We start from the raw sequence: 20,123 nt of genomic DNA, 5'->3' as shown, positions 1-20,123 counted from the left end.
TATGTTTAATCCTGTCATTGATGTTCACCACCATATCATCTCTAAAGAAATGCAACGAAAGCAGCGGGAGCTGGGAATGGAGATTCCAAGTTTTATGCCGAAGTGGACGCCCGAGATTGGGATGCAAAAAATGGATGTAGGTGACATCTCGTTTTCATTCCTTTCAGCCCCTTCAGACCTGACGTTCATCGACCAATCTTCTGCCAACACATTGGCACGTAAAATGAATGAAGAGCTCGCATCGTATGCTCAACTTCATCCTGAGCGGTATGGTGCGTTTGCAACGCTTCCACTCCCGGATCCCGCAGCAGCCATGGAAGAAACCTTGTATGCACTTGATGTTCTCGGGATGGATGGTGTTGCAATGCTGACAAGTTATCAGGGGAAATATTTAAGCCATCCGGATTACACCGAATTGTTAACCGAATTGGACCGACGTAGTGCTGTTGTGTTTCTACATCCCATCCTCATACCGCAAAAAATCGCTGGACTTAGTCCTGCGCTCCTTGAGGGCACCTTCGATACGACGCGGGCCGTCACTACGATGGCTGTTCATCGCATTTTCGACCAATATCCATCCATTCAGTTCATTCTTCCCCATACAGGGGGCATGGTTCCTTATATCAAATGGAGAATTGCGCTTGCCGCCATCGGGCAAGATTCAATTCAGGTGGAAACAACACCGGAACAATTTCAAGCTGAAATAGCCAAACTGGACCACCTTTATTATGATTCCACGTTGAACCTCGGCACAATTCAAAAGTTGATTGCGCCTGATCGGATTCTGTTCGGAGCGGACATACCTTGGCCAGCGGACAGCGTCCTTCGTATACAGCGGGAGTCAGTATTCCATGAAGCACAGCAGATCAGCGAAGAAAACGCGAAGGCGATCGCTTATGGCAATGCCTTTCGTCTATTTCCCCGCATTTCTAAGCTTTTTAATGTAGAGAAAAAGTTAATTTAAAGTGACAGGAAACGATAACTCAACATTACAAAACAATAGTTTAATCTGTCATGACAATGTAACAACAAAACAACCGTTCTTGAAACGGTTGTTTTGTTGTTAACACCCATTAGTTACATTCTGGTTCCTATCTAATAAAAAGGTGCCTACTTTTCAAGTAGTATGAGACATTTTAAGATTAAACGAAAGGTGGTTAAACAGAGGGCGTATGTAATGAACAAAAGTTATATGCAACGTTGCTTTGACGTAATAGAGATCATCCCGAAGGAGTTGCAGAGAATATAGATCGCACCATTACTTTGTAGAAGATATGCATAGTGTGATCGTCAAATTAACCGATTAAGTGGGAGATTCATTGAAAGTAATTGAGGGGATGGTAGCGCCATGCCAATTGAAATCAAAGACATTGTAGTGTTTTAATGAGTAAGCTTCAAGATCATAGTTTAAACTTTAATTTTAATCTAGGTATTCTTCGAGTTGCTGACGAGTTGAAGACATTAACTGGCCAAACCATCTTTATCGGTGTCTTGAATGATGATTCCGTTCTTGCCACGCATATTATTCCAGGTAGTTTTCCGACAAGGACACATTATGAAAAAGGAGAAAAATTGCCTGTTATTAAAACGTCGGTGGGAAGATATATCTTAGCCTTTCAATCACCTGAAATTCAGGAGCAAAATCGGGTTTTGCGGTAGATAACGAGGAAGCCGATCAAGGAGCAAAGAAAACAGAATAACCCTTCTCAGAAATGAGGTGGGTATCCTGTTTATAGATGTTGGCATTTTAAAGTGCCCTCAATCATCATGGAGAGCCTTTTTTTGGGGGAGTAGTATAGTTTAGTGTTAATCTTCTGAACTAGTGAGTAGAAATTTTCCGATAATATTCTCGTTGCTATCGTACAAGTTTATATACTTATCGACTTTTGGTTCATTCATACTCTGAATTGCTTCTTCGGGAGTTTGTGGCAAATCTTGATTCATATCTGAAGTCTTGATGTAACCTTCAGTTCCGTCTACACCAAAAGCCTTAACTAGATCTAATTCTGTTTCATCATGATAAATAAATGAACCATATGTTTGACCGTTATCATTGATTTTTATTTCCATTTGATCTTTAGAGGGACTAGTATCGGCAGATGCAGCTCCCCAGCCATAAACTCCTATTCCAATCCCTAAAGCACAAGTCACACCAACTGTAATTAATTTTAGTGATTTTGTTTCCATTAGAATATCCTCCTAATGTTGAATGATTGGTGTTTTAGAACCACCGTCGTATTCATACTTACCAGACTGCTAAACGGCAAACACTGCCTCAGTTTCGTAATCCCCAGATCCTTAACCTCAGTAGAATCTATTAAATTACTCAATTTCAAATTAATGTAACATTTAATGTCGTAATTGTAAACCATTTTTAGGTTATTTAGATTCTTATGTAACCACGGAAAATTCACTGGCATATTCAGTCTCAATAGAGGGCAACCAGAGGAAGGAAAAAATCCTTTTACAATCATTGTCAGTACGTTATAATACAATCACCAGATTAATCACCCAAAAAAGTTAAATATTGTAATTAGACATTGGAGGTATGGTTATGGTCAAGAAGAAAATGTCCAAAGCCCTCAGCGCAGCTTTAATCGTTTCTATGCTGGCTACTGGCGTGATAGTCGCTATCCAAGGTAAAACAACGTTAGAGGCATCATCAGGTGATAAAAAGGTTGAAGTTATTAAAGCACAAGCGTGACCTTACTATGAAGAAGCTTAGGTGCGACTATATCGTCCCAATTAGGGCATATTCGAAGCACCTGATGCGAAAACCTCAGCTCGGTTAACCGAGCTGAGGTTTTTTCATTATCATTATGAATTGATGTCGAGGGACAAGATCATGGTGCAATTACCAATTATACATTGGCTCCTCGTGCAGGTCATGCGGCCGATGCCATGGACTAGAAGGACGCGACCTGGGCAATTGTACGATGGCATTCAGCCACCACTTGGCATGCCTTACGGATGGATTCGATTTCATAACCACTTTTTAAAATGATCATGTTCGTATCAGGCCCCATTCGTAATAGCTTGCATAGCGAGTCGGGCGAGTCTGGTGCAAAAGTAGGAGGGCACGGCGACATCCAGGATTTCTTCTTTGCGCTACATACGTATGAGCTCATTTTGTTCTTTAGTACGGGGGCGGTGAGCAACGGGACTTGTTTAAGGAATTAAGCAAAAAAGATGATTTATCTGTACTTCAGAGAGATCCAAAACTTATCTTAGTTGAACTATATTTTATAAGGAGACACGTAAGATGGAATTAAAATTTAGGGAAAAGGCTCTGTTATTTTATTTGATCGAGGCTAGATACAATGATTTGGAGTTACGAGAGGAGCAAGTATATCAGGAAATTGAAGATCTATACTTTAAATTTAAAGATGAGTTAGAAAGAGAATATGGGGAAGACTGGCGAGAAATTTAAAGCAAGGAGGTACCCAAGAAAATGATTTATTGGAGTATGCAGACATTAGAGGTTTGGAAACAAGCTCAAGAAACAGGTTACTTGGAGGGAAGCTCTGAAAACTTAATGTTTCCAAAACAATACATATGGATGATGGAACAAATGAAAACAAGATTACCTAATTATAAAGGTGAGTATCCAATCTGGCTATGGATCAAAAAGCCGGATATGAGATCTACCGCACATTTTGAGGGAGGAACTAAATGCGTAAGATTAACCATTGATCTCAAGGAGACAGATGTACTAATATCAGATCTTGATAGATGGAACCTGGTACTGAACAATGGATTTTGCTCTGATAATGAACATGAAGAAGGTGAGTTTAATAAGGGGATACTAGAAATGACGAAAGAAGAAAGTTGGGAGCGGATTTTTGATTTAAATCGAGCGGTTGATGTTAATTGGACAGGTAATGGTGCATGGCTTCAGGGAACTACGGGACGAATCTACTTAGAAAAAGTGAAGAGAGTAGAGCAATATATTAGTCGTAAATCAAAGTTATACTAATAACAATTATAACAATAAGGTAAATAAGACATATCATGACCTCTTTTCAAATGTTGATGGGGAACATTGAAAAATCCTTCCCTTTAATCGTTGCTTACAATTCCAAGTTAGGATATGGCCAATAGCCTAACTGTGTGAGGGCTAAAGTCATTAATCTGGTGGTTTAGTACTCTAAACTCATCATTCATAATGTCAGAGAATATAGTTGATAAGCATTATCATTCGTGTTATATTGTTCACCAGTAAACAAAATATAAGAAATCAATTACAAAAACCCTATTATTTAAATGATATTTTTGTTTACAAGTAAATAAGGAGCGATCAAAGAATGATCTCAAAAGATCGAACAAAACAGTTACTTTATGACCAATTTATCCGTTTTTTACATGTGTATGAGAACCACAAGGATACAGAAATCGAGCATTTCCTAAGTATCGCCCAGCGAGAAAGTATCGAGAAAATCCCTCAGCATTTGACCGCAGTTCATATGATAGATTGTATAGGCAAGCATGAGCCTATTAACAACACGGGTATTGCCGAGGCGATGAATTTGTCCAAAGCGAGTATCACCAAAATTGGCAACAAACTGCTGGAGGAAGGATTCGTCAAACGTACGAAAATGAACGACAACAAAAAGGAGAGCTATTTCCGGTTGTCACCGCAAGGCAAAAAAATCTTTGAACTGCATGAACGTCTGCATATACATGAGGCTGAGCGCTTCTATCGTACTCTCGACAAATATTCGGAAACGGAGCTAAAAGTAATCCATCAATTTCTTCAAGACAGCAGTATAAATATTGAATCCAGATAGAACGAAGGAGAGTGAAGCATATGAGTCTGGCGGAATTGATCAGGGAGCGCAGGAGTATTCGTAAATGTAACTCTACGCCGGTGGACCAGGAGTTAGTTGTAGAATTACTGCGTAAGGCTATACGGCTTCAACCATTTGTTGAGTCTGGCTCGTGGCGTGTAGTATATGCCGGAACGCCAGAAGCACGCAAACGGTTGGTGGACTGCATGCTGGAACAGATGTCCCAGAGCAAGCTCGGCAAGCTGATCCCAGGGAAACTTCTGGATGTTTTTAAAAAGAGATTTACCGATATTCCTGCCCACGTCATCGTTATGTCGACTGTGGGACCGAATCGTCTGACCAATGACCGCAATTATGCGGCTGCTTGCGGGGCGATGCAGAGCTTCCAACTGCTGGGCTGGGAACGAGGGTTAGGAATGTTGTGGGATACAGAGTCCATGATTCAGCATGAAGGGTTCTTCAATGGAATTGGCTTACGTGAGGATGAAAGATTCGTTGGTATTCTTCATATAGGGTATTACGACAAAGCGCCAAGAAGTCGGAAAAGAACACCAGCCGAGCAGAAGTGGACCGTATTGCGAGGACAGTCTACATAGAAGAGGAGGATGTAAAAATGAAATTGTCAGATCTGGAAGGAGCCATGGACAGTCCAAGTGAGTTTTTGGATCGACCGGTATCGCAGGATCTAATCCTTGAGTTGCTCAATCATGCCGTATGGGCGCCAAATGATGGCCTCCGAGAGCCGTGGCGATTTATCTTTGCTGATAACCGGTATGGGGACATCATGCAGGGATTACAGGAGCCTGCCCCTGCATATCTTCTGGTCTTGGTGAAGGAAGAGGCGGATCAACATAAGCGGGAAGAGGACTTTGCAGCTGTCTGCTGCCTAATTCAGAATTTCCGCTTGCTGGCTCATGAACAGCGTCTGGGTGTAAGCTGTACCTTGCATGACTGGATGTACGACCCGAGCCGTACTGAAAGGTTTGGTGTACTGAGTAACGAGCGCATTGCTGCGGTTCTGGAATTGGGGTACGGTGCAAATCAGTGGAAAGGAAATACGAAGTTACCTGAGACTCAACTTCATTTTGAACTGCTGTAGGGTGGCGATCAATTTTATTGCACCAAAACATCATAACTGATTGAGCTTGCTTTCAGGCTCCTCACCATTTTCTACACGTTTTATATTCTTTATAAAGAAATCATATCTTGTTTTATGAAATTTCCGACCATCAGGCATTCCTGCTGTATGGGGAGTAAGTATCACATTACCCAGATTCCGGAGCTCACTGTCAATAGGAAGCGGTTCAGATTCAAACACATCTAGGCATGCGCCTGAAATATCCCCGTTTTTTAATGCATCAATCAAGTCTCTTTCGTTGACAATGCCTCCGCGGGCTGTATTGATAAAAAGAGTGGTATTTTTCATTTTTTTGAATACCGCTTTGTTGATCAGCTGTTTGGTTTGCTCATTCAAGGGTATATGTACACTGACTATGTCCGATGTGCTTACAAGAGTATCGAAATCCGTCATTTTCACAAAACCGTCCGATTGTGCAGTGGCATTTCTCGCATACGCCAGCACATTCATGTCAAAAACCCTGCAAAACGCAGCTACTTTTTTTCCAATAGCACCCAAACCGATAATCCCAATCGTTTTGCCCTTTAATTCACTCCCTGTATAGTCCAATTGATTTTCATCCATCTTGTTTTTCATGAAAGTATCAAGAAACGGTATGTTTTTATAATAAGACAATATCAGTGCCATTACGTGTTCGGCCACTGCCTGTGCATTCACACCTCCAGCATTAGCCACCCAAATGCCGCGCTGTGTACAGGCAGGGACATCCACATTATCAAATCCTGCACCTGTCTGTACCAATTTTAATTTTTTTGCGTTAGAAAGCAGGCTGTGGTCCACTTTAATATGTTCAGGAATGATTACCTGGCAATCTTCAATATGATCCAGCATTTCTTTTCCGGGCGGAACAATTACAACGTTCCAATCTTGCGGAAAACTCCTTGCAATATTTGATTTTGAGGTTTCGCTAAAATAGCCAACGATGAGAATTTTCATTGCTAAACCACCTTTCATAAGCTACCATTCCTCGAATAAAACCGTTTGATGCTCGTCATTTTATCCTTTTAATACAATTTTATCAAGAAAATATCATCATGTTCTATTAAACCGGAATGGAGAAAGCGATTTCGGAACAGTTGCATCAAGCCAAATCTAAATTGAAGTCTGTGGGGATTAACCCGGGAACTGTTTAGATGACGCATTAATATATTGGCTATGTAAATACAAGGAATTATATCGTTCAAAATAGAATACTAGTCTAGTGTGATTGTCTATTCCAAGATTAGTTATATTGGTCAAGTGAGACGATTCACCTCTTAAAGGGATATTAATTCTTATCCTTTTATGAAAAAAATCGAAGGGATTGATACGGATGAAAACTAAACAATTATTAGATATGAATAAGAACGTGAAACAAAAAACGAAATGGTTCGAAAGTGAGGAACAAATAAATGGAATTGGTATTACAAAATGTAGAGAAGAGTTTTGGTGAAAAAAAAGTATTAGCTAATTTAAGTTTTCAATTTGAAAAGGGAAAGATCTATGGCCTTCTTGGGCGAAATGGCGCCGGAAAAACAACGTTATTCAATTGTTTAGGTGGCGAGATCCAAGTGGATGGCGGCAAAATGAAACTTGTCAACGGATCAAAATCGCGTGACTTGGAAATGGATGATGTGGGCTACGTTTATTCACTGCCACTGTTACCAGAATTTCTGACGGGATATGAATTTGTACGTTTTTTTATTGATGTGAACGTAGATGTAATTGAAGGACGAGGAAACAATATTGATGCTCTGTTTGATATGATGCACATTGCGAAGGATGACCGACATAAGCTCATTAAACATTACTCGCATGGAATGAAAAATAAAGTTCAAATGTTGTTATTTTTACTCATGAAACCTACAGTGATTCTGTTGGACGAACCTTTAACTTCATTTGATGTCATCGTTGCGAGTGAGATGAAACAATTGCTACATGATTTAAAAAAAGATCATATCCTAATTTTCTCGACCCATATATTGCAATTGGCAACGGATCTGTGTGATGAGTTAATTATTTTAAATCATGGGAGTTTAACACGGATTTCACCCGAAATCCTTACTCAGCCCAACTTTGAAGAGCAGGTCATTGAATTATTACGGCATGAAAGCCAAAATGGAAGTACAAAGGAGAACGCCAATGACGGGAATGATTAGTACAATTTCTCGCATGTGGCAGTTACAGATGATTACGCTGGTCAACCGTTTGATCTATTTCACACAAAAGTTACCGTTTGTAGGTCATTTAATCAGTGAACAAACGTATGCTGCTGTTCGGACGAAACGTGCAATCGGTGCAATTGCGGTTATTTTATTATTTCTCGCTGGTTTATTGGAAAGCTTATTGTATTTCGGGGGAATGTTTGCATTGCCCATGCTCTTATGGACAAAAAATGTAAATAGTACGGAGCATTTTACCCTTTTTCTTCACATGTACTTTTGCATAAGTGGCGTAATGGCTGGGGTAACGAGTGCAAAAGTGTTGGAATCAACCAAAATGAAGTATACATCCGTCCGACTTATGCGGATAATCCCAACCAAATTTGTGCGAGCTACGCTATTTTATCGGTATACGACATTTTTCTTCTATCAAGCGATTGCAATGACTCTGGTTGCGGTACTTTTTAAATTTCCAATGACTCAAGCATTGCTTATTGTGGGAATTATGACTTTTTGGCGAGTGACATGTGAATTTTTACATCTGGCATTATTTAAATGGAAAGGCATTATTCTTGTACAGAAAACATGGGCTACGAGTTTGAGCATGTTGCTGGCACTGACTTTGGCTTACCTTCCTTTCACAAAACTGAACCTTCCTCTATTTGGATCTGTGATATTGGACCAATCATGGTTTGTGACACTGATATCGTTGTCCGGGGTTATCTGTGGGTATGTTTTACTAAAACATACGGATTTCACATTTGCAGTGCGCGCAGTAACAAACCACGCTGATCCATTGTTAAATCCAGAAATACGGATTGCTGATTTTCAACAGAGAATGGTTCAGTCAAAAGAACATGATCTTAGCAGGCATTCCTCGTATAACCTTCATGTCAACGAGCAGCGCACATTAGAAAAAGAGGGATACGAGCAATTACACGAAATTTTTGTTACCAGGCATACCGCTCTCCTCCGTGCACCGTTCCACAGACGTTTATTGGCTATTATAATCATAGGCATACTCCTACCTTTGTTGTTACTCATTTTCAAAGATCATCTTTCACTACATTCAATTGAAAGATTCTCACCTTTAATCATTATGTTCATGCTAAATCTGACCGTAGGTAGCCAGATTTGTAAGGCTCTATTCTACCATGTTGATAAGCCGTTAATGCGCTATCCATTTTACCGTCAGCATGCGAAGCAGCACTTTCTGTTACGACTTAGAAGTATATTAAGCATCAATCTAAAGTTAGGTTCTTGTTTAGCAGCTGTAGTAAGTGTATCTATACTTGTATTAACTGGGGGACAGGATATCAGTTTGCTACTTCCTATCTGGGTTATAACCATTGCACTGGCTGTATTTTTCTCAGTACATCATCTGTTGTTATACTATGTAATTCAACCCTTCACAACGGAGTTGGAAACCAATAGTCCTCTTTTCTCACTCGTAAACAGCCTTATTTCATTGGGTTTTGTTGTGGCGATGTTTCTAGGTCCTCCACTATGGGGACTAACCGCTGTGATCATGGTGTTGACTTTAGCCTATCTATCCAGTGCTATCCTTCTCGTAACCAAATATGCTCAATACAATTTTAGAGTAAAATGAAGAGGAGATTCCAAAGAGTTGAGATAGTTAACGTTATACTATCAACAAAATTCAGCTATTAAAGGCTACAAATTAGATATCATACTTGTTTTTATCCCCGGGTAAAACCGCTTAAAGCATTGAGTCTCAATCCCCACTAGGCCTATGTAAAGTAGGAGGGATGAGATTCAATGCTTTTTTGATCATGAAGAACGGTATTTTGTGATAAAGGTTTTCCTGTTTTATTGCAGGAAAGAGGTAATCTGAGCACGAAATATGTTGATGATTATGCTAAAAAAGTTATTTGTTGCACAATGATGTAGCCAAAGGTGAATGTGCTTGAGCAAAGAGAAAGGTGTGCATCCCCATAGTATGATTGGTATGACAGAGATCAACCATGGCGTTGCGTTCCATGTCTGGATCAACGTAGCGAGCTTATATTAGTAATAACAATTCATGTCGAGGGACTGATAGGGTGAGAGGGATGAGAAGACTTGAGTCTGGTATGTCAGTAAACAACGAATTATTTTCTGACATTGTCAGGTATGAACACGAAACGATAAGCGAAACGACCATAATAAACTCAAATGTTGGTTCACCCATATTTTGGAGCTGTACCCTGCAGCATCTGATATTTGATACCTGCGATCTTACAAATGCGAGATTTTTTTCCGGTAGTACGATTGATCATTGTACATTTATTCGTTCCGACTTGCGCTCGGTTGGCATTGCCAAAGACGAAGCTGTTTTCACCAATTGCGAATTTTCCTCCTGCGATATGAGAGGCATGACCTTGGAGAACGCTACGTTTATCGACTGTACTTTTGTTAAGTGTAGATTCAATGACCGGATTTTACGAGTGGCGAATATCGTCAATTGTTCCTTTACCGGCAAGCTAGTGGATATTACGTTTGAGGGAAATGGCAAACAAAAGCTAATCGCTAATTTTGAAAACTGTATCCTTGACGGTGTTCGATTTGTAAGCTGTGACCTGACGCAATGTATTCCGCCAAAATCCAAAAACCATGTGTATGTTGAACAGGTATCCGCACGTGTGAAAAATGCCCTGACAAAGATAGACGATGACCCTAATCTATCTGAAGATGATCGGAAAATACTGGTACGCAGTCTGCGCAAGCTTGAGCCTATGGAACAATATATTTTTAACACAGCGCATATGAAGAAAATATATGGTGATGTTTTTGTTGAACGATTTTTCAGTAGTCTGGATTGTAACATTGCGTAAACCTAAAGAATAGAAATTAATTGAAGATTGTATTTCAAGAGGCAAAATTAAAAACAATGATTGAAGTGAGAAGAAAGGGGCCGCTTTTGGTGACAAAAGTTGCCCTTTTTTTGTATAAGAAAAAGCCCGCAAGGACGCGGGCTTTTGTTAGTTTTACACTAAGTATACATTACCTGCCGGAAATTTCATTCAGCGAGATTTCTTGTTCCTCTAGCAGTCGTTTCAGCTTTTGGCGCTGCCGTTTTTCCTTCTGACGGCGCTCTTTGTCCTCAGCCTTTAGAGCCTTGAGCAGGGAGAAACACATACCGATAAGGACAATAGCGAACGGCAATGCGGTTACAATGGATGCCGTCTGGAGGCCAGTTAACCCCCCGCTGATTAGCAGTACTACCGCAATGGAGGACTGCATGATTCCCCAGGTTAATTTCACTCTTGTACTCGGGTCCAACTTGCCATCTGAAGTGAGCATGCCCAGTACAAAGGTAGCTGAATCAGCCGACGTAATAAAGAAGATCATGATCAGCATTGTGGCGATGAATGCCACGATCGTGCCCAAAGGCAGCTGCTCCAGCATAAGGAATAAAGCGGTTGTCGTATCTTCCTTGACAGCCTCCGCCAGATGAGCGGCATTGAACAATTCCATGTGAAGTCCTGTTCCGCCAAAGACGGAGAACCAGATAAATCCGAAAAGACTTGGAATAACCATGACGTAAATTACAAATTCCTTTATGGTTCTTCCTCTGGATACCCTTGCGATAAAAGTGCCGACAAAAGGAGCCCACGAGATCCACCATGCCCAGTAAAATAACGTCCATGCTCCAATCCAGGTTTCTCTTGAGAACAGCGTCAGTCTCAAACTCATGTTAATAATATTCTGCATGTAACTGCCCAAGGTTGTTGTGAATGTGTCAAATATAAAAGAAGTCGGTCCAGTCACCAATACAAACAACATCAATAATAAAGCTATAACGAGGTTGACGTTGCTCAGAATCTTAATACCTTTATCCAGACCGGAGGTTGCCGAGATTAAAAACAGTACGGTTACAACTATGATAATGACAACCTGAGACAGTGTCGAGTTAGGAATACCGAATAAGTGATTCAGACCCCCGCCGATCTGAAGAGCACCCAATCCAAGCGAGGTAGCAACTCCAAAGATGGTGGAAATGACCGCCAGAATATCAATAACCTTACCAAGCCAGCCTGAAGCAAGACGCTCACCTATCAGAGGAATAAAGGTGGAACTGATCAGTCCTTTGTATCCTTTCCGGAACTGGAAGTAAGCAAGCGCTAAGCCGATGACGGTATAGATAGCCCAAGGATGTAGCCCCCAGTGGAAAAAGGAATAACGCATTGAAAGTATGGCTGCTTGCGTTGTTTCGGGTACCGCCCCCTCAGGTGCAGATAAATAGTGGGACAGCGGTTCAGCAACTCCCCAGAAAACCAGCCCAATGCCCATACCCGCGCTAAACAGCATGGACAGCCAGGAAACCGTAGAATATTCCGGCTCATCTTCGTCATCCCCGAGCCTAATGCCGCCAAATCGGCTGAACGCCAGATAGAAAGCGAAGATCAGGAAGAACAGTGTTGCTAGCAAATAAAACCAGCCAAAATTCTGAATAGAGAAGTTGTAGGCAACATTAGCCACATCCGCCAGCTGATCAGGAGCGATGGCTCCCCATATTGCAAACAGTGCAACGATGATAATTGTGATTGTGAATACCATGATGAGACCTCCGTTATGTAAGCTTCAGCCAATTGTTCCTTAGTATGTGCTAGTCCAACTTGTAATATTTCGAAAAGCTAGCTGTTGATAAATTAAAACAAACCGCCATGTAATGAAACACTCAGCGGTTTGTTTTGATCTTGCCTGAATAATATATGGCCTATAATCTCTTGTTAATCTGAGATATTGTATCATCTCATCTAACTAGTTTTATTCATTTATGAAAAGAAATCTGAAGAAGGCTGACTGTTATCGTAAATTTACAGATCCTTCAGATTATATTGCATGCGTGTAAGCATGTCGGTCATCATTGCAACTTCTTCTTCACTGAAATCCAGTATCATCTGATGAAGAAACTGGTTTCGATCCTGCTTGAAATTCGCGATATGCGTTAGCCCTTGTTCTGTTAACCGGACGAAGGTTTCCCGATGATCGTCGGGGTTTCTTCTTCGTGACACCAAACCGTCTGCTTCCAGTTGCTTCAAATGGCGTGTAACAGCAGCACTGTCAATATGAATGGCCTTCTGCAAATGGCTTTGTGTAACTTCTTCATGAAGATAGAGATGATACAGCAGAACGTATCGTGAGGAGCTGATCCCCGTACAACGTTCAAATTTAGGTTTCAACTGATTGCTTATATTTTTGAGTAATATTAATAAGGTTTCTTGTTCCAGCGAACAATTCATGTTTGCCCCTCCTTGAATGGTGCAGAATGTCTTGAAAAGCTTCATGTAACAAGCGTAGATTCCTTCCAAGACATTCAGCAACTAAAGGCAACTATATCACAATGTGGAGACTGCTCGCACTATCGCTTTGAATCATGCCCAAAACGTGGTCTCTTCGGCTGGCATACGGTAGGAGGTGTATCCCTCGCTTGCAGCTTTTCCAATTGTCAGTAGCATGACTGGTACATAGCGTTCTTTATCCAAGCCAAACACTTCGGCAATTTGATCTTTTTCATAACCGCCGACTGGATTGGTGTCATACCCATGTGCACGGGCAACCAGCATCAATTGCATGGAAACCAGACCGGCGTCAAGCATAATGACATCGTTCATTTCAGCATCGGACATGTTGTTATAGATCGGTTTGAATGCCTTCAACTGAAAGTCCTTAACATCTTGTGGCATTAAGCCATGCTCAACAGCTTTTCCATAAATGTTTTCTGCATAATCGAAGTTGTTTTTGTCCGCAAACACGGCAATGACAGCAGAAGCTTGAGCGACTTTTTCTTTGTTAAAGCGGGACAGTGGAACGAGTTTTTCTTTTCCCTCTGGAGTATCCACCACAAGGAAGCGCCAAGGCTGCATGTTGATGGAGGAAGGGGCAGTGCTAGCTTCATTGATGATTTGAGTCATTTCTTCCCTGCTGATTTTTACGGATGAATCGTATGTCTTAATGGAGCGGCGTCCATAAATAATTTCGTTAAAATCGTTTGTTTGTTGGTATGGTTTCATAATAGTTACTCTCCCTTTATATTTAGTTGATCCATCAATATTTGACTAGTCAATTGTTGATAAGTCAACTATAAACGATAACTAAGTCCATTTCAATCGTTTTTTTATGTAAAAATATCACAATAACAGCAACATTTCCGACGATTCTAACTTAACTTTTGCATAATTTTATCCTGATTGTTTAAAAATGAGTAAGGATAATATGCATGAACCCCAGTGACTAGATACAAATAAATAATCAGGAATAGCACGAAAAAGGCTATTAGCTTAAAGGAGTGTTACAAAAATGAAAGCAGTTGTGATTAATCAATATGGAAGTAAAGAAGAGTTAGTTGAGCAGGAAGTGAATAAACCGAGGGCAGAAGCCAATCAAGTGGTTGTAAAACTAGAGGCTACATCCATTAATCCAATCGATTGGAAATTAAGAGAGGGTTACTTAAAAGAAATGTATGACTGGGAATTCCCTATTATCTTAGGGTGGGATGTAGCTGGGGTCATAACTGAAATCGGTTCAAACGTTACCAAATGGAAAGTTGGAGATCGAGTATTCAGTCGTCCTGATACAACACGTTTCGGTTCGTATGCTGAATATACAGCAGTTGATGAGTACCTTCTGGCAAAACTACCTGATTCAATCTCATATGAGGAGGCTGCGGCTGTACCTTTGGCTGGTTTAACAGCATGGCAGGTACTGTTTACTCATGGCGATCTAAAAGAAGGTGAAACTGTACTTATTCACGCTGGAGCTGGTGGTGTAGGTATGTATGCCATTCAATTAGCAAAGTATGCTGGCGCTCATGTTATTACAACAGCAAGTGAAAAAAATCATGAACTTCTTTATTCATTAGGTGCTGATCAGGTCATTGATTACAAAAAGGAAAACTTTGAAGAGATTCTAAAAGATATAGATTTAGTGTTTGACACGATGGGTGGAGAAGTAGCTGAGAATAGCTATAAGGTGCTTAAGCCAAATACCGGAAGACTGATTACCATTGTTGGTGAACCCAATCATGATACTGCTAAGTCTCACAATGTATTAGCAAAGGGGATTTGGCTACAGCCAGATGGTGATCAATTGCAGAGAATGGCAGATCTGATGGAAGAGAAAAAGATAAAGTCGATTGTAGGGGCAACCTTCCCATTTAGTAGACAGGGTATTTATGATGCACATGCTTTGAGCGAAACCCACCACGCTGTAGGTAAGATTGTCATTACATTTTAAAAAAGAAGACTGGGAAAAACCGCAAAACATTAAAATTGGCATCTGTCGAGGGACAAAAACATATTTGCATTAAGCCGCTATCTTAGCGGCTTTTTTATATTATCAGTACAAGTTCGTGTCCCGAGCCAAGGACAAGAACTTGTACCGATTGCGATTTAAGAGATTTATGTAAGCAAACTTTGCGTCTCTTTAATAAAAGCGGCGATAGGCAGGAGAAATCGCTTCCAGGGAGGGGACTGCTAATCCTATGACACAGTTAATGGAAGGGGTTAACGGTTTTACCAGGATATTATCTGGTACAGCCGGTAGTATCATCGAAAGCAATCGTATGGCTAACGCCCGATTGGCTGGTAATTTTTCATTTTACACTCGAAGGGCAATTCATTATCATGGATTCTATAGAGCAGGTGGAGGTGGGTCACGATGATGATAAATTTGCGAGTCGTACATTTTATACTGACAGGTTTCTCCATTCAAGTTGGAGAATTCGCGCATGTAACCCTTGAAGATTATATGCGCCTGACCGAGAATTGGGAGGGTGTTCATGATTGAACTGATCAGACACGTTATGGAAGACATGAACAAGCAGCTCGACCGTATTGAGAAGAGTTTGAACTTGCTGAATGATGAACTCATTTGGATAAGAATAAAGGGATCCATGAATAGCGTCGGTAATCTTTGTTTGCATTTGGCAGGTAACGAATATCAGAATTTCGTTAGCGCGATCGGCAACAGACCGTTCATCCGGACGCGAACCCGTGAATTCACGAAGGACGGGGGAATATCGAGAGAAAAGCTGATTCTTCTTCTTCGGGAAACCAGAAAGGAATCGGAAAATGTTGTAGCTGCGTTATCGAACGACGATTTGTCCCGAGAGGTTATCATTCGCTATGATCGTGAGGATTGGAACCGAATGCACCGAACGAATAGGTGTACTGAAGAAACCTACGATACAAGAGTAATCGGTCGGCTGCTTATCCAGGTATCGGCACACTACGGATATCACGCAGGACAGATCGTTGTGCTTGCCAAGATGTTGCAAGATACGCAAGAACATGTCACGGGTCAGTACCATTGAGGAGGGCATATAAAATGAGATAAAACACAAGAGAATAGATGCCGATAGACATATTTATCCATATATTGCGACCAACTTTCTATACAAAGTATAGAAAAATTCAATAAAGGGAGATAGCGCACCTAAGGTTACAGGACAGGAACAGCTTCAGCAGGTTGTTCAGGTACTGAAAGTATGGATGAAAGCAGTACAAAAATAAAAAAAGGACCGTAAGTGTTCATCTTCCATCGATGAATGCTTTCGGTCCTTTTATGTTTATCCTTTACTTTATGCCTTGGCAGCATCTTTATAAACATATCTAATGAAGGAAGGTACCGGTTTCCGACTCTCTTGGTTAACGTCTTCGGAAGGCTCCTCCACGTGCCAGAGCGAAGAAGATGAGCAGGGCAATAATCGAGCCAACGATGGCTGGAATAATATGAAATCCGCCAATCACCGGTCCCCTTGGTCCCAGCAATTCCGTTCCTAACCAGGAACCGATAAAACCCGCAATAATGTTCCCAATTACACCGCCCGGTACGTCCCGCCCAATCAAGTTGCCGCTTAACCAGCCAATAAGTCCACCAACAATGAGTACCCAGAGCAGATCCATGGATTGTTCTCCTTTCTTCGGGTTTATTACAAGTTATGTTGGGTTCGTTGGAATATACCTCATCTTCCTGTTGGTGGAGGAATCTAAAGTGTCTGTGCTAAGATGGGTTAATAATTGATTGAAGCTGGTGAAAACAAGACTAGATAGGGGTGTACAGTTGAAGAAAATCCTAGTCATTGATGATGAAATCGCAATTCGAGATTTAATTGAGCTGGTGCTAAGGCGAGAAAACTACGATGTGCAAACCGCAGAAAACGGTAAAATAGCCTTGCAGCTGCTTGACTCTTTTCAACCCGATTTAGTCGTACTTGATCTGATGCTGCCAGACTGCTCTGGATATGACTTGTGTAAGGAAATAACCGGAAAGCGTGCCATTCCTGTGATCATGCTCTCTGCCAAAAATGAGATAATCGACAAGGTGCTGGGACTAGAGCTAGGGGCGGAAGATTACATGACCAAACCCTTTGACAATCGTGAATTGCTCGCTCGGATCAAGGTGATTCTGAGAAGAAACGAGAGCAAGGAGGAATCAAGTGAAGGATCAGAAATGAAATCTACACGCATCATTCATGAAGAGCTGACATTTGATCTGGAAAGCCGCAGGGTGCTGAAAAACGGTGTACCCGTGTCTTTAACGGCCAAAGAGTTTAAAATTCTGGAAACGTTACTCAAAAGGCCAGACAAAATCTTTACCCGGGATGAGCTGCTGCAGATCGGATGGGGATATGACTTTATGGGAGACAGTCGCAGTGTGGATATGACCATCATGCGATTACGGAAGAAGCTGGAGGATAACGCGGACGAACCGAAGTATGTCCGGACGATCTATGGATTTGGCTATCAACTTGGAGGTGGCGAGGCCTGAAGTATGCAACCCGGTTACTGCTGAATTATTTATTTTTCTCCGTACTGTCCTTTGGCATCATCATTTTTGCGGTGAATAAAGCCATCGATTACTACAGCTTCATTACCATTGAGAAACAGATGATGGAGAAAGCGGATCTGTCCGAGTTGTCCTTCCGTGAGGTGTTATCTCAGCATAGGTCATCTTCAGGAGAGCCCCAGACCAAGGAAATTGTCAGACTTGCTCTGGAGAAGCTGAAAGCTTCGGGCAAGGAAGTACGTATCTATGACAGTTCCAAGCAGTTGCTGGGCTTGGCTGTGGATGGCATCATCATTAATGATGGCAAACCTCTTATTTTCGAAAAAAATATTGAGAAAGCCCTGAGCGGCAGTTATGCCTACACCGTCACGGAAGATCATCTGCTTTATTTTGCCACTCCCATTCAGGATCAATTCTACGAAAACGCTTATGTGTATGAGTTCGTGGAGGATATTTCCTACTTTTATGCGATTATGGATCAAATCCGTTATATCCTGTTTGCGGGTGCAGGCGGATTTATTGTACTGATTACGTTATCCAGTCTGTGGATTGCACGCAACACAACCAAGCCGATTAAACTGTTGCTTAGCGCTGCGCAAAGTTTCTCTAGACAGGAGTTTCGGAGAGTTCATCTAAACCGGAAGGATGAGCTGGGCATGCTGGCAGATGGGCTGGATTCCATGGGGCGGCAGCTTCATGATTACATTCAGTACCAGAAACAATTTGTCTCCAACGTATCTCACGAGTTAAAAACACCCTTGGCAGCCATTCGTGGTTTCTCTCAATACTTGGTTGAAGGGGAAAACGAGGACAAGGAGCTGCAAAAAATCTATGCTCATCTGCTGCAGGAATCGGATCGGCTGACACGCTTGATTAATGAACTGTTGTTGTTATCCCGATTCGACAAGGCTGGTTCTAACGAACTGGAAGTCGAGAAAACGGAAATGAACGAACTGATTCAGCAAGTTGCAACGAATATGGTTGCCAAGGCTAAGGATAAAGGGATCGAGATCAAAGTTAGCAAAGTAGAGGGAGGATCGGCAGATGGAGGTCTGACAAGAGTCTACGCCGAGGTCAATCCAATGTTGATGTCCCATGCAATCGCCAACCTTGTGGACAATGCCATCAAATACTCAGGAAGTCACTCACAGATTAAAGTAGAGATGGAGCATACGCCAAGTGAGGTGGTTATACGGATACGTGATCAAGGGATCGGCATCGCGGGCGATGAGCTGGAGAGAGTGCAGGAACGTTTTTACCGGGCGAAAAATGCAAGCACAGCGAACGGTTCAGGTCTTGGACTTTCCATTTGCAAGGAGATTGTAGAGCGGTTTAATGGATATGTCGACATGGAAAGTCAAATCGGGGAAGGTACGACCGTTACGATTGTTTTGCCTCGTGCGTAGACCTGCATCTAAACCCAAGCCTAAATAGGTAACGTTACAAGATTGGTACATTTCTGTTATGAGACTAACAAATGTTTTATTTATAATCACTTCATAAGAACAAATCACACATTTATGGAGGGATCATGATGAAGTTAACAAAGAAAGCTGCAGGTTTTATCGTACTAGGTGCTTTACTAACGGTGGCATTAACAGGCTGTCAGTCCAATGATGCTACATCTCCAGCAACCGGACAGAACACAGCGAATGAACAAAGCAAAGGTGAAGGAGCAACAAATGCTAGTGCGCCTGCTTCAGAAAATTCGGAAGAAAAGGGTACTGAAGCTATTAAAGAAGGTTCGATGGAAAAGGAAGGAAATGTGGTGCTGAAAGAGCTTGCTTTTGTCTATAATGAGCACACCATTGCGATTTCGGATACAGCGAATGAAGATCAGATGGAACAGATGCTGGGTAAACCGGATAACCTGAAATCTCATACGTACAGTGCCGACGATGGAACAAACATGGATACGTTAATCGGTTTTACAGAAAAAGTGTACACGTATCCTGGTCTGGAGATTAAAACAATCAGTATACCGGAGGGGAAACAAGACTCCATCTTTCATATTGAAATCACAGACCCCAAGTATGCGACAGTCCGAAACATTAAAGCAGGAGACAGCCTGGATACACTCAAAAACGCCTACCCTGAGGGGAAACTCCTTGGTGATGGAGCGCCAGATGAAGAGGATGACTTCCGTTACGAGCCTTCCAATTATGTGGATGTGATGTCGTTTCATATCAAGGATGCTAAGGTGGAGAGCATTCAGATCTACAGCCTTCTGGACTAATTCCAAGTGATGAACATAAGAAGCAATAG

General features: G+C 41.5%; 23 protein-coding genes. 17 read left to right on the top strand and 6 right to left on the bottom strand.

Going from position 1 to position 20,123, the window contains the following annotated elements; genetic code table 11:
• Nucleotide 1: 1 nt before the first annotated feature.
• Both MKX68_RS25220 and MKX68_RS25215 read left to right on the top strand, forming a co-directional pair.
• Entirely contained in the window at nucleotides 2-964 is a 963-nt protein-coding gene (locus tag MKX68_RS25220; protein ID WP_340914478.1) for an amidohydrolase family protein, read from the top strand.
• Nucleotides 965-1,383: 419 nt separating this feature from the next.
• Entirely contained in the window at nucleotides 1,384-1,659 is a 276-nt protein-coding gene (locus MKX68_RS25215) for an IclR family transcriptional regulator domain-containing protein (RefSeq protein ID WP_340914477.1), read from the top strand.
• Nucleotides 1,660-1,806: 147 nt separating this feature from the next.
• On the opposite strand, the gene MKX68_RS25210 is transcribed toward MKX68_RS25215, so the two are convergent.
• Nucleotides 1,807-2,187: a hypothetical protein gene (locus MKX68_RS25210; RefSeq protein WP_338586966.1), complete on the bottom strand. Its 381-nt coding sequence runs from the start codon at nucleotides 2,185-2,187 to the stop codon at nucleotides 1,807-1,809.
• A gap of 367 nt (nucleotides 2,188-2,554) precedes the next feature.
• Between MKX68_RS25210 and MKX68_RS25205 the strand changes: the two genes are divergently transcribed.
• From MKX68_RS25205 to MKX68_RS25180, 6 genes are all read left to right on the top strand, one after another.
• Nucleotides 2,555-2,704, top strand: a complete 150-nt coding sequence (locus MKX68_RS25205; RefSeq protein WP_179086457.1) for a hypothetical protein — start codon at nucleotides 2,555-2,557, stop codon at nucleotides 2,702-2,704.
• Between the two features lie 558 nt (nucleotides 2,705-3,262).
• Nucleotides 3,263-3,430 carry a hypothetical protein gene (locus tag MKX68_RS25200; RefSeq protein WP_155985137.1) on the top strand — a complete coding sequence of 56 codons (168 nt, stop codon included), beginning with the start codon at nucleotides 3,263-3,265 and terminating at the stop codon, nucleotides 3,428-3,430.
• Nucleotides 3,431-3,466: 36 nt separating this feature from the next.
• Nucleotides 3,467-3,976, top strand: a complete 510-nt coding sequence (locus tag MKX68_RS25195) for a DUF3841 domain-containing protein (protein ID WP_340914473.1) — start codon at nucleotides 3,467-3,469, stop codon at nucleotides 3,974-3,976.
• Nucleotides 3,977-4,304: 328 nt separating this feature from the next.
• Entirely contained in the window at nucleotides 4,305-4,787 is a 483-nt protein-coding gene (locus MKX68_RS25190) for a MarR family transcriptional regulator (RefSeq protein WP_017688279.1), read from the top strand.
• Nucleotides 4,788-4,807: 20 nt separating this feature from the next.
• On the top strand, nucleotides 4,808-5,383 hold the full coding sequence (locus MKX68_RS25185; RefSeq protein ID WP_340914472.1) for a nitroreductase family protein: 576 nt from the start codon (nucleotides 4,808-4,810) through the stop codon (nucleotides 5,381-5,383).
• Between the two features lie 17 nt (nucleotides 5,384-5,400).
• On the top strand, nucleotides 5,401-5,886 hold the full coding sequence (locus MKX68_RS25180) for a nitroreductase family protein (RefSeq protein WP_340914471.1): 486 nt from the start codon (nucleotides 5,401-5,403) through the stop codon (nucleotides 5,884-5,886).
• Nucleotides 5,887-5,916: 30 nt separating this feature from the next.
• Here MKX68_RS25180 and MKX68_RS25175 read toward each other — a convergent pair whose 3' ends face one another.
• Nucleotides 5,917-6,879 (bottom strand): NAD(P)-dependent oxidoreductase, encoded by a 963-nt coding sequence (locus tag MKX68_RS25175; RefSeq protein ID WP_340914469.1) that lies wholly within the window; start codon nucleotides 6,877-6,879, stop codon nucleotides 5,917-5,919.
• Nucleotides 6,880-7,316: 437 nt separating this feature from the next.
• Between MKX68_RS25175 and MKX68_RS25170 the strand changes: the two genes are divergently transcribed.
• The 3 genes from MKX68_RS25170 to MKX68_RS25160 all read left to right on the top strand — a co-directional run bounded on the left by MKX68_RS25170 (nucleotide 7,317) and on the right by MKX68_RS25160 (nucleotide 10,900).
• Nucleotides 7,317-8,063 carry an ABC transporter ATP-binding protein gene (locus MKX68_RS25170; RefSeq protein WP_340914468.1) on the top strand — a complete coding sequence of 249 codons (747 nt, stop codon included), beginning with the start codon at nucleotides 7,317-7,319 and terminating at the stop codon, nucleotides 8,061-8,063.
• Nucleotides 8,047-9,675, top strand: coding sequence for a hypothetical protein (locus MKX68_RS25165; protein WP_340914467.1), 1,629 nt, complete (start codon nucleotides 8,047-8,049; stop codon nucleotides 9,673-9,675). Before MKX68_RS25170 ends, MKX68_RS25165 begins: the two co-directional genes overlap by 17 nt.
• A 484-nt stretch (nucleotides 9,676-10,159) precedes the next feature.
• On the top strand, nucleotides 10,160-10,900 hold the full coding sequence (locus MKX68_RS25160; protein WP_340914464.1) for a pentapeptide repeat-containing protein: 741 nt from the start codon (nucleotides 10,160-10,162) through the stop codon (nucleotides 10,898-10,900).
• Between the two features lie 169 nt (nucleotides 10,901-11,069).
• Here MKX68_RS25160 and MKX68_RS25155 read toward each other — a convergent pair whose 3' ends face one another.
• The 3 genes from MKX68_RS25155 to MKX68_RS25145 form a co-directional block, all read right to left on the bottom strand.
• A complete protein-coding gene (locus MKX68_RS25155) occupies nucleotides 11,070-12,626 on the bottom strand; it encodes a glycine betaine uptake BCCT transporter (protein ID WP_340914463.1) in 1,557 nt (518 codons plus the stop codon).
• A gap of 260 nt (nucleotides 12,627-12,886) precedes the next feature.
• A complete protein-coding gene (locus tag MKX68_RS25150) occupies nucleotides 12,887-13,312 on the bottom strand; it encodes a MarR family winged helix-turn-helix transcriptional regulator (RefSeq protein WP_036615356.1) in 426 nt (141 codons plus the stop codon).
• 132 nt (nucleotides 13,313-13,444) lie between these two features.
• Nucleotides 13,445-14,083: a nitroreductase family protein gene (locus MKX68_RS25145; protein WP_036615355.1), complete on the bottom strand. Its 639-nt coding sequence runs from the start codon at nucleotides 14,081-14,083 to the stop codon at nucleotides 13,445-13,447.
• A 286-nt stretch (nucleotides 14,084-14,369) separates the two neighbouring features.
• Here MKX68_RS25145 and MKX68_RS25140 point away from each other — a divergent pair, with 286 nt between their 5' ends.
• From MKX68_RS25140 to MKX68_RS25130, 3 genes are all read left to right on the top strand, one after another.
• Complete coding sequence (locus MKX68_RS25140; protein ID WP_340914462.1) at nucleotides 14,370-15,305, top strand: NADP-dependent oxidoreductase; 936 nt, start codon at nucleotides 14,370-14,372, stop codon at nucleotides 15,303-15,305.
• Between the two features lie 423 nt (nucleotides 15,306-15,728).
• Nucleotides 15,729-15,857, top strand: coding sequence for a hypothetical protein (locus MKX68_RS25135; RefSeq protein ID WP_338586980.1), 129 nt, complete (start codon nucleotides 15,729-15,731; stop codon nucleotides 15,855-15,857).
• A complete protein-coding gene (locus tag MKX68_RS25130) occupies nucleotides 15,850-16,383 on the top strand; it encodes a DUF1572 family protein (RefSeq protein ID WP_101313845.1) in 534 nt (177 codons plus the stop codon). The genes MKX68_RS25135 and MKX68_RS25130 overlap by 8 nt, the downstream gene beginning before the upstream one ends.
• A gap of 334 nt (nucleotides 16,384-16,717) precedes the next feature.
• Here the strand turns inward: MKX68_RS25130 and MKX68_RS25125 are convergent, their stop codons facing one another.
• Nucleotides 16,718-16,975 carry a GlsB/YeaQ/YmgE family stress response membrane protein gene (locus MKX68_RS25125; protein WP_247897659.1) on the bottom strand — a complete coding sequence of 86 codons (258 nt, stop codon included), beginning with the start codon at nucleotides 16,973-16,975 and terminating at the stop codon, nucleotides 16,718-16,720.
• Nucleotides 16,976-17,132: 157 nt separating this feature from the next.
• Between MKX68_RS25125 and MKX68_RS25120 the strand changes: the two genes are divergently transcribed.
• From MKX68_RS25120 to MKX68_RS25110, 3 genes are all read left to right on the top strand, one after another.
• Nucleotides 17,133-17,840: a response regulator transcription factor gene (locus tag MKX68_RS25120; RefSeq protein WP_340914461.1), complete on the top strand. Its 708-nt coding sequence runs from the start codon at nucleotides 17,133-17,135 to the stop codon at nucleotides 17,838-17,840.
• A gap of 71 nt (nucleotides 17,841-17,911) precedes the next feature.
• Nucleotides 17,912-19,264 (top strand): sensor histidine kinase, encoded by a 1,353-nt coding sequence (locus tag MKX68_RS25115; protein WP_340914460.1) that lies wholly within the window; start codon nucleotides 17,912-17,914, stop codon nucleotides 19,262-19,264.
• A gap of 128 nt (nucleotides 19,265-19,392) precedes the next feature.
• Nucleotides 19,393-20,094 carry a hypothetical protein gene (locus tag MKX68_RS25110; protein WP_340914459.1) on the top strand — a complete coding sequence of 234 codons (702 nt, stop codon included), beginning with the start codon at nucleotides 19,393-19,395 and terminating at the stop codon, nucleotides 20,092-20,094.
• Nucleotides 20,095-20,123: the final 29 nt, after the last annotated feature.

Source organism: Paenibacillus sp. FSL M8-0212 (assembly GCF_038004645.1).
Classification (GTDB): Bacteria; Bacillota; Bacilli; order Paenibacillales; family Paenibacillaceae; genus Paenibacillus.
Note: the sequence above shows the minus strand (reverse complement) of the source record. Positions and strands in the feature narration are given on the sequence as shown.

Bases quoted from the DNA above. Each gene is read 5' to 3' on its own strand.
- MKX68_RS25160 (WP_340914464.1), top strand. From the start codon at position 10,160: ATGTCAGTAAACAACGAATTATTTTCTGACATTGTCAGGTATGAACAC.
- MKX68_RS25215 (WP_340914477.1), top strand. From the start codon at position 1,384: ATGAGTAAGCTTCAAGATCATAGTTTAAACTTTAATTTTAATCTAGGT.
- MKX68_RS25145 (WP_036615355.1), bottom strand. From the start codon at position 14,083: ATGAAACCATACCAACAAACAAACGATTTTAACGAAATTATTTATGGA.
- MKX68_RS25110 (WP_340914459.1), top strand. From the start codon at position 19,393: ATGAAGTTAACAAAGAAAGCTGCAGGTTTTATCGTACTAGGTGCTTTA.
- MKX68_RS25205 (WP_179086457.1), top strand. From the start codon at position 2,555: ATGGTCAAGAAGAAAATGTCCAAAGCCCTCAGCGCAGCTTTAATCGTT.
- MKX68_RS25140 (WP_340914462.1), top strand. From the start codon at position 14,370: ATGAAAGCAGTTGTGATTAATCAATATGGAAGTAAAGAAGAGTTAGTT.
- MKX68_RS25165 (WP_340914467.1), top strand. From the start codon at position 8,047: ATGACGGGAATGATTAGTACAATTTCTCGCATGTGGCAGTTACAGATG.
- MKX68_RS25150 (WP_036615356.1), bottom strand. From the start codon at position 13,312: ATGAATTGTTCGCTGGAACAAGAAACCTTATTAATATTACTCAAAAAT.
- MKX68_RS25195 (WP_340914473.1), top strand. From the start codon at position 3,467: ATGCAGACATTAGAGGTTTGGAAACAAGCTCAAGAAACAGGTTACTTG.
- MKX68_RS25200 (WP_155985137.1), top strand. From the start codon at position 3,263: ATGGAATTAAAATTTAGGGAAAAGGCTCTGTTATTTTATTTGATCGAG.
- MKX68_RS25170 (WP_340914468.1), top strand. From the start codon at position 7,317: ATGGAATTGGTATTACAAAATGTAGAGAAGAGTTTTGGTGAAAAAAAA.
- MKX68_RS25155 (WP_340914463.1), bottom strand. From the start codon at position 12,626: ATGGTATTCACAATCACAATTATCATCGTTGCACTGTTTGCAATATGG.
- MKX68_RS25180 (WP_340914471.1), top strand. From the start codon at position 5,401: ATGAAATTGTCAGATCTGGAAGGAGCCATGGACAGTCCAAGTGAGTTT.
- MKX68_RS25185 (WP_340914472.1), top strand. From the start codon at position 4,808: ATGAGTCTGGCGGAATTGATCAGGGAGCGCAGGAGTATTCGTAAATGT.
- MKX68_RS25125 (WP_247897659.1), bottom strand. From the start codon at position 16,975: ATGGATCTGCTCTGGGTACTCATTGTTGGTGGACTTATTGGCTGGTTA.
- MKX68_RS25130 (WP_101313845.1), top strand. From the start codon at position 15,850: ATGATTGAACTGATCAGACACGTTATGGAAGACATGAACAAGCAGCTC.
- MKX68_RS25135 (WP_338586980.1), top strand. From the start codon at position 15,729: ATGATGATAAATTTGCGAGTCGTACATTTTATACTGACAGGTTTCTCC.
- MKX68_RS25210 (WP_338586966.1), bottom strand. From the start codon at position 2,187: ATGGAAACAAAATCACTAAAATTAATTACAGTTGGTGTGACTTGTGCT.
- MKX68_RS25175 (WP_340914469.1), bottom strand. From the start codon at position 6,879: ATGAAAGGTGGTTTAGCAATGAAAATTCTCATCGTTGGCTATTTTAGC.
- MKX68_RS25190 (WP_017688279.1), top strand. From the start codon at position 4,305: ATGATCTCAAAAGATCGAACAAAACAGTTACTTTATGACCAATTTATC.
- MKX68_RS25220 (WP_340914478.1), top strand. From the start codon at position 2: ATGTTTAATCCTGTCATTGATGTTCACCACCATATCATCTCTAAAGAA.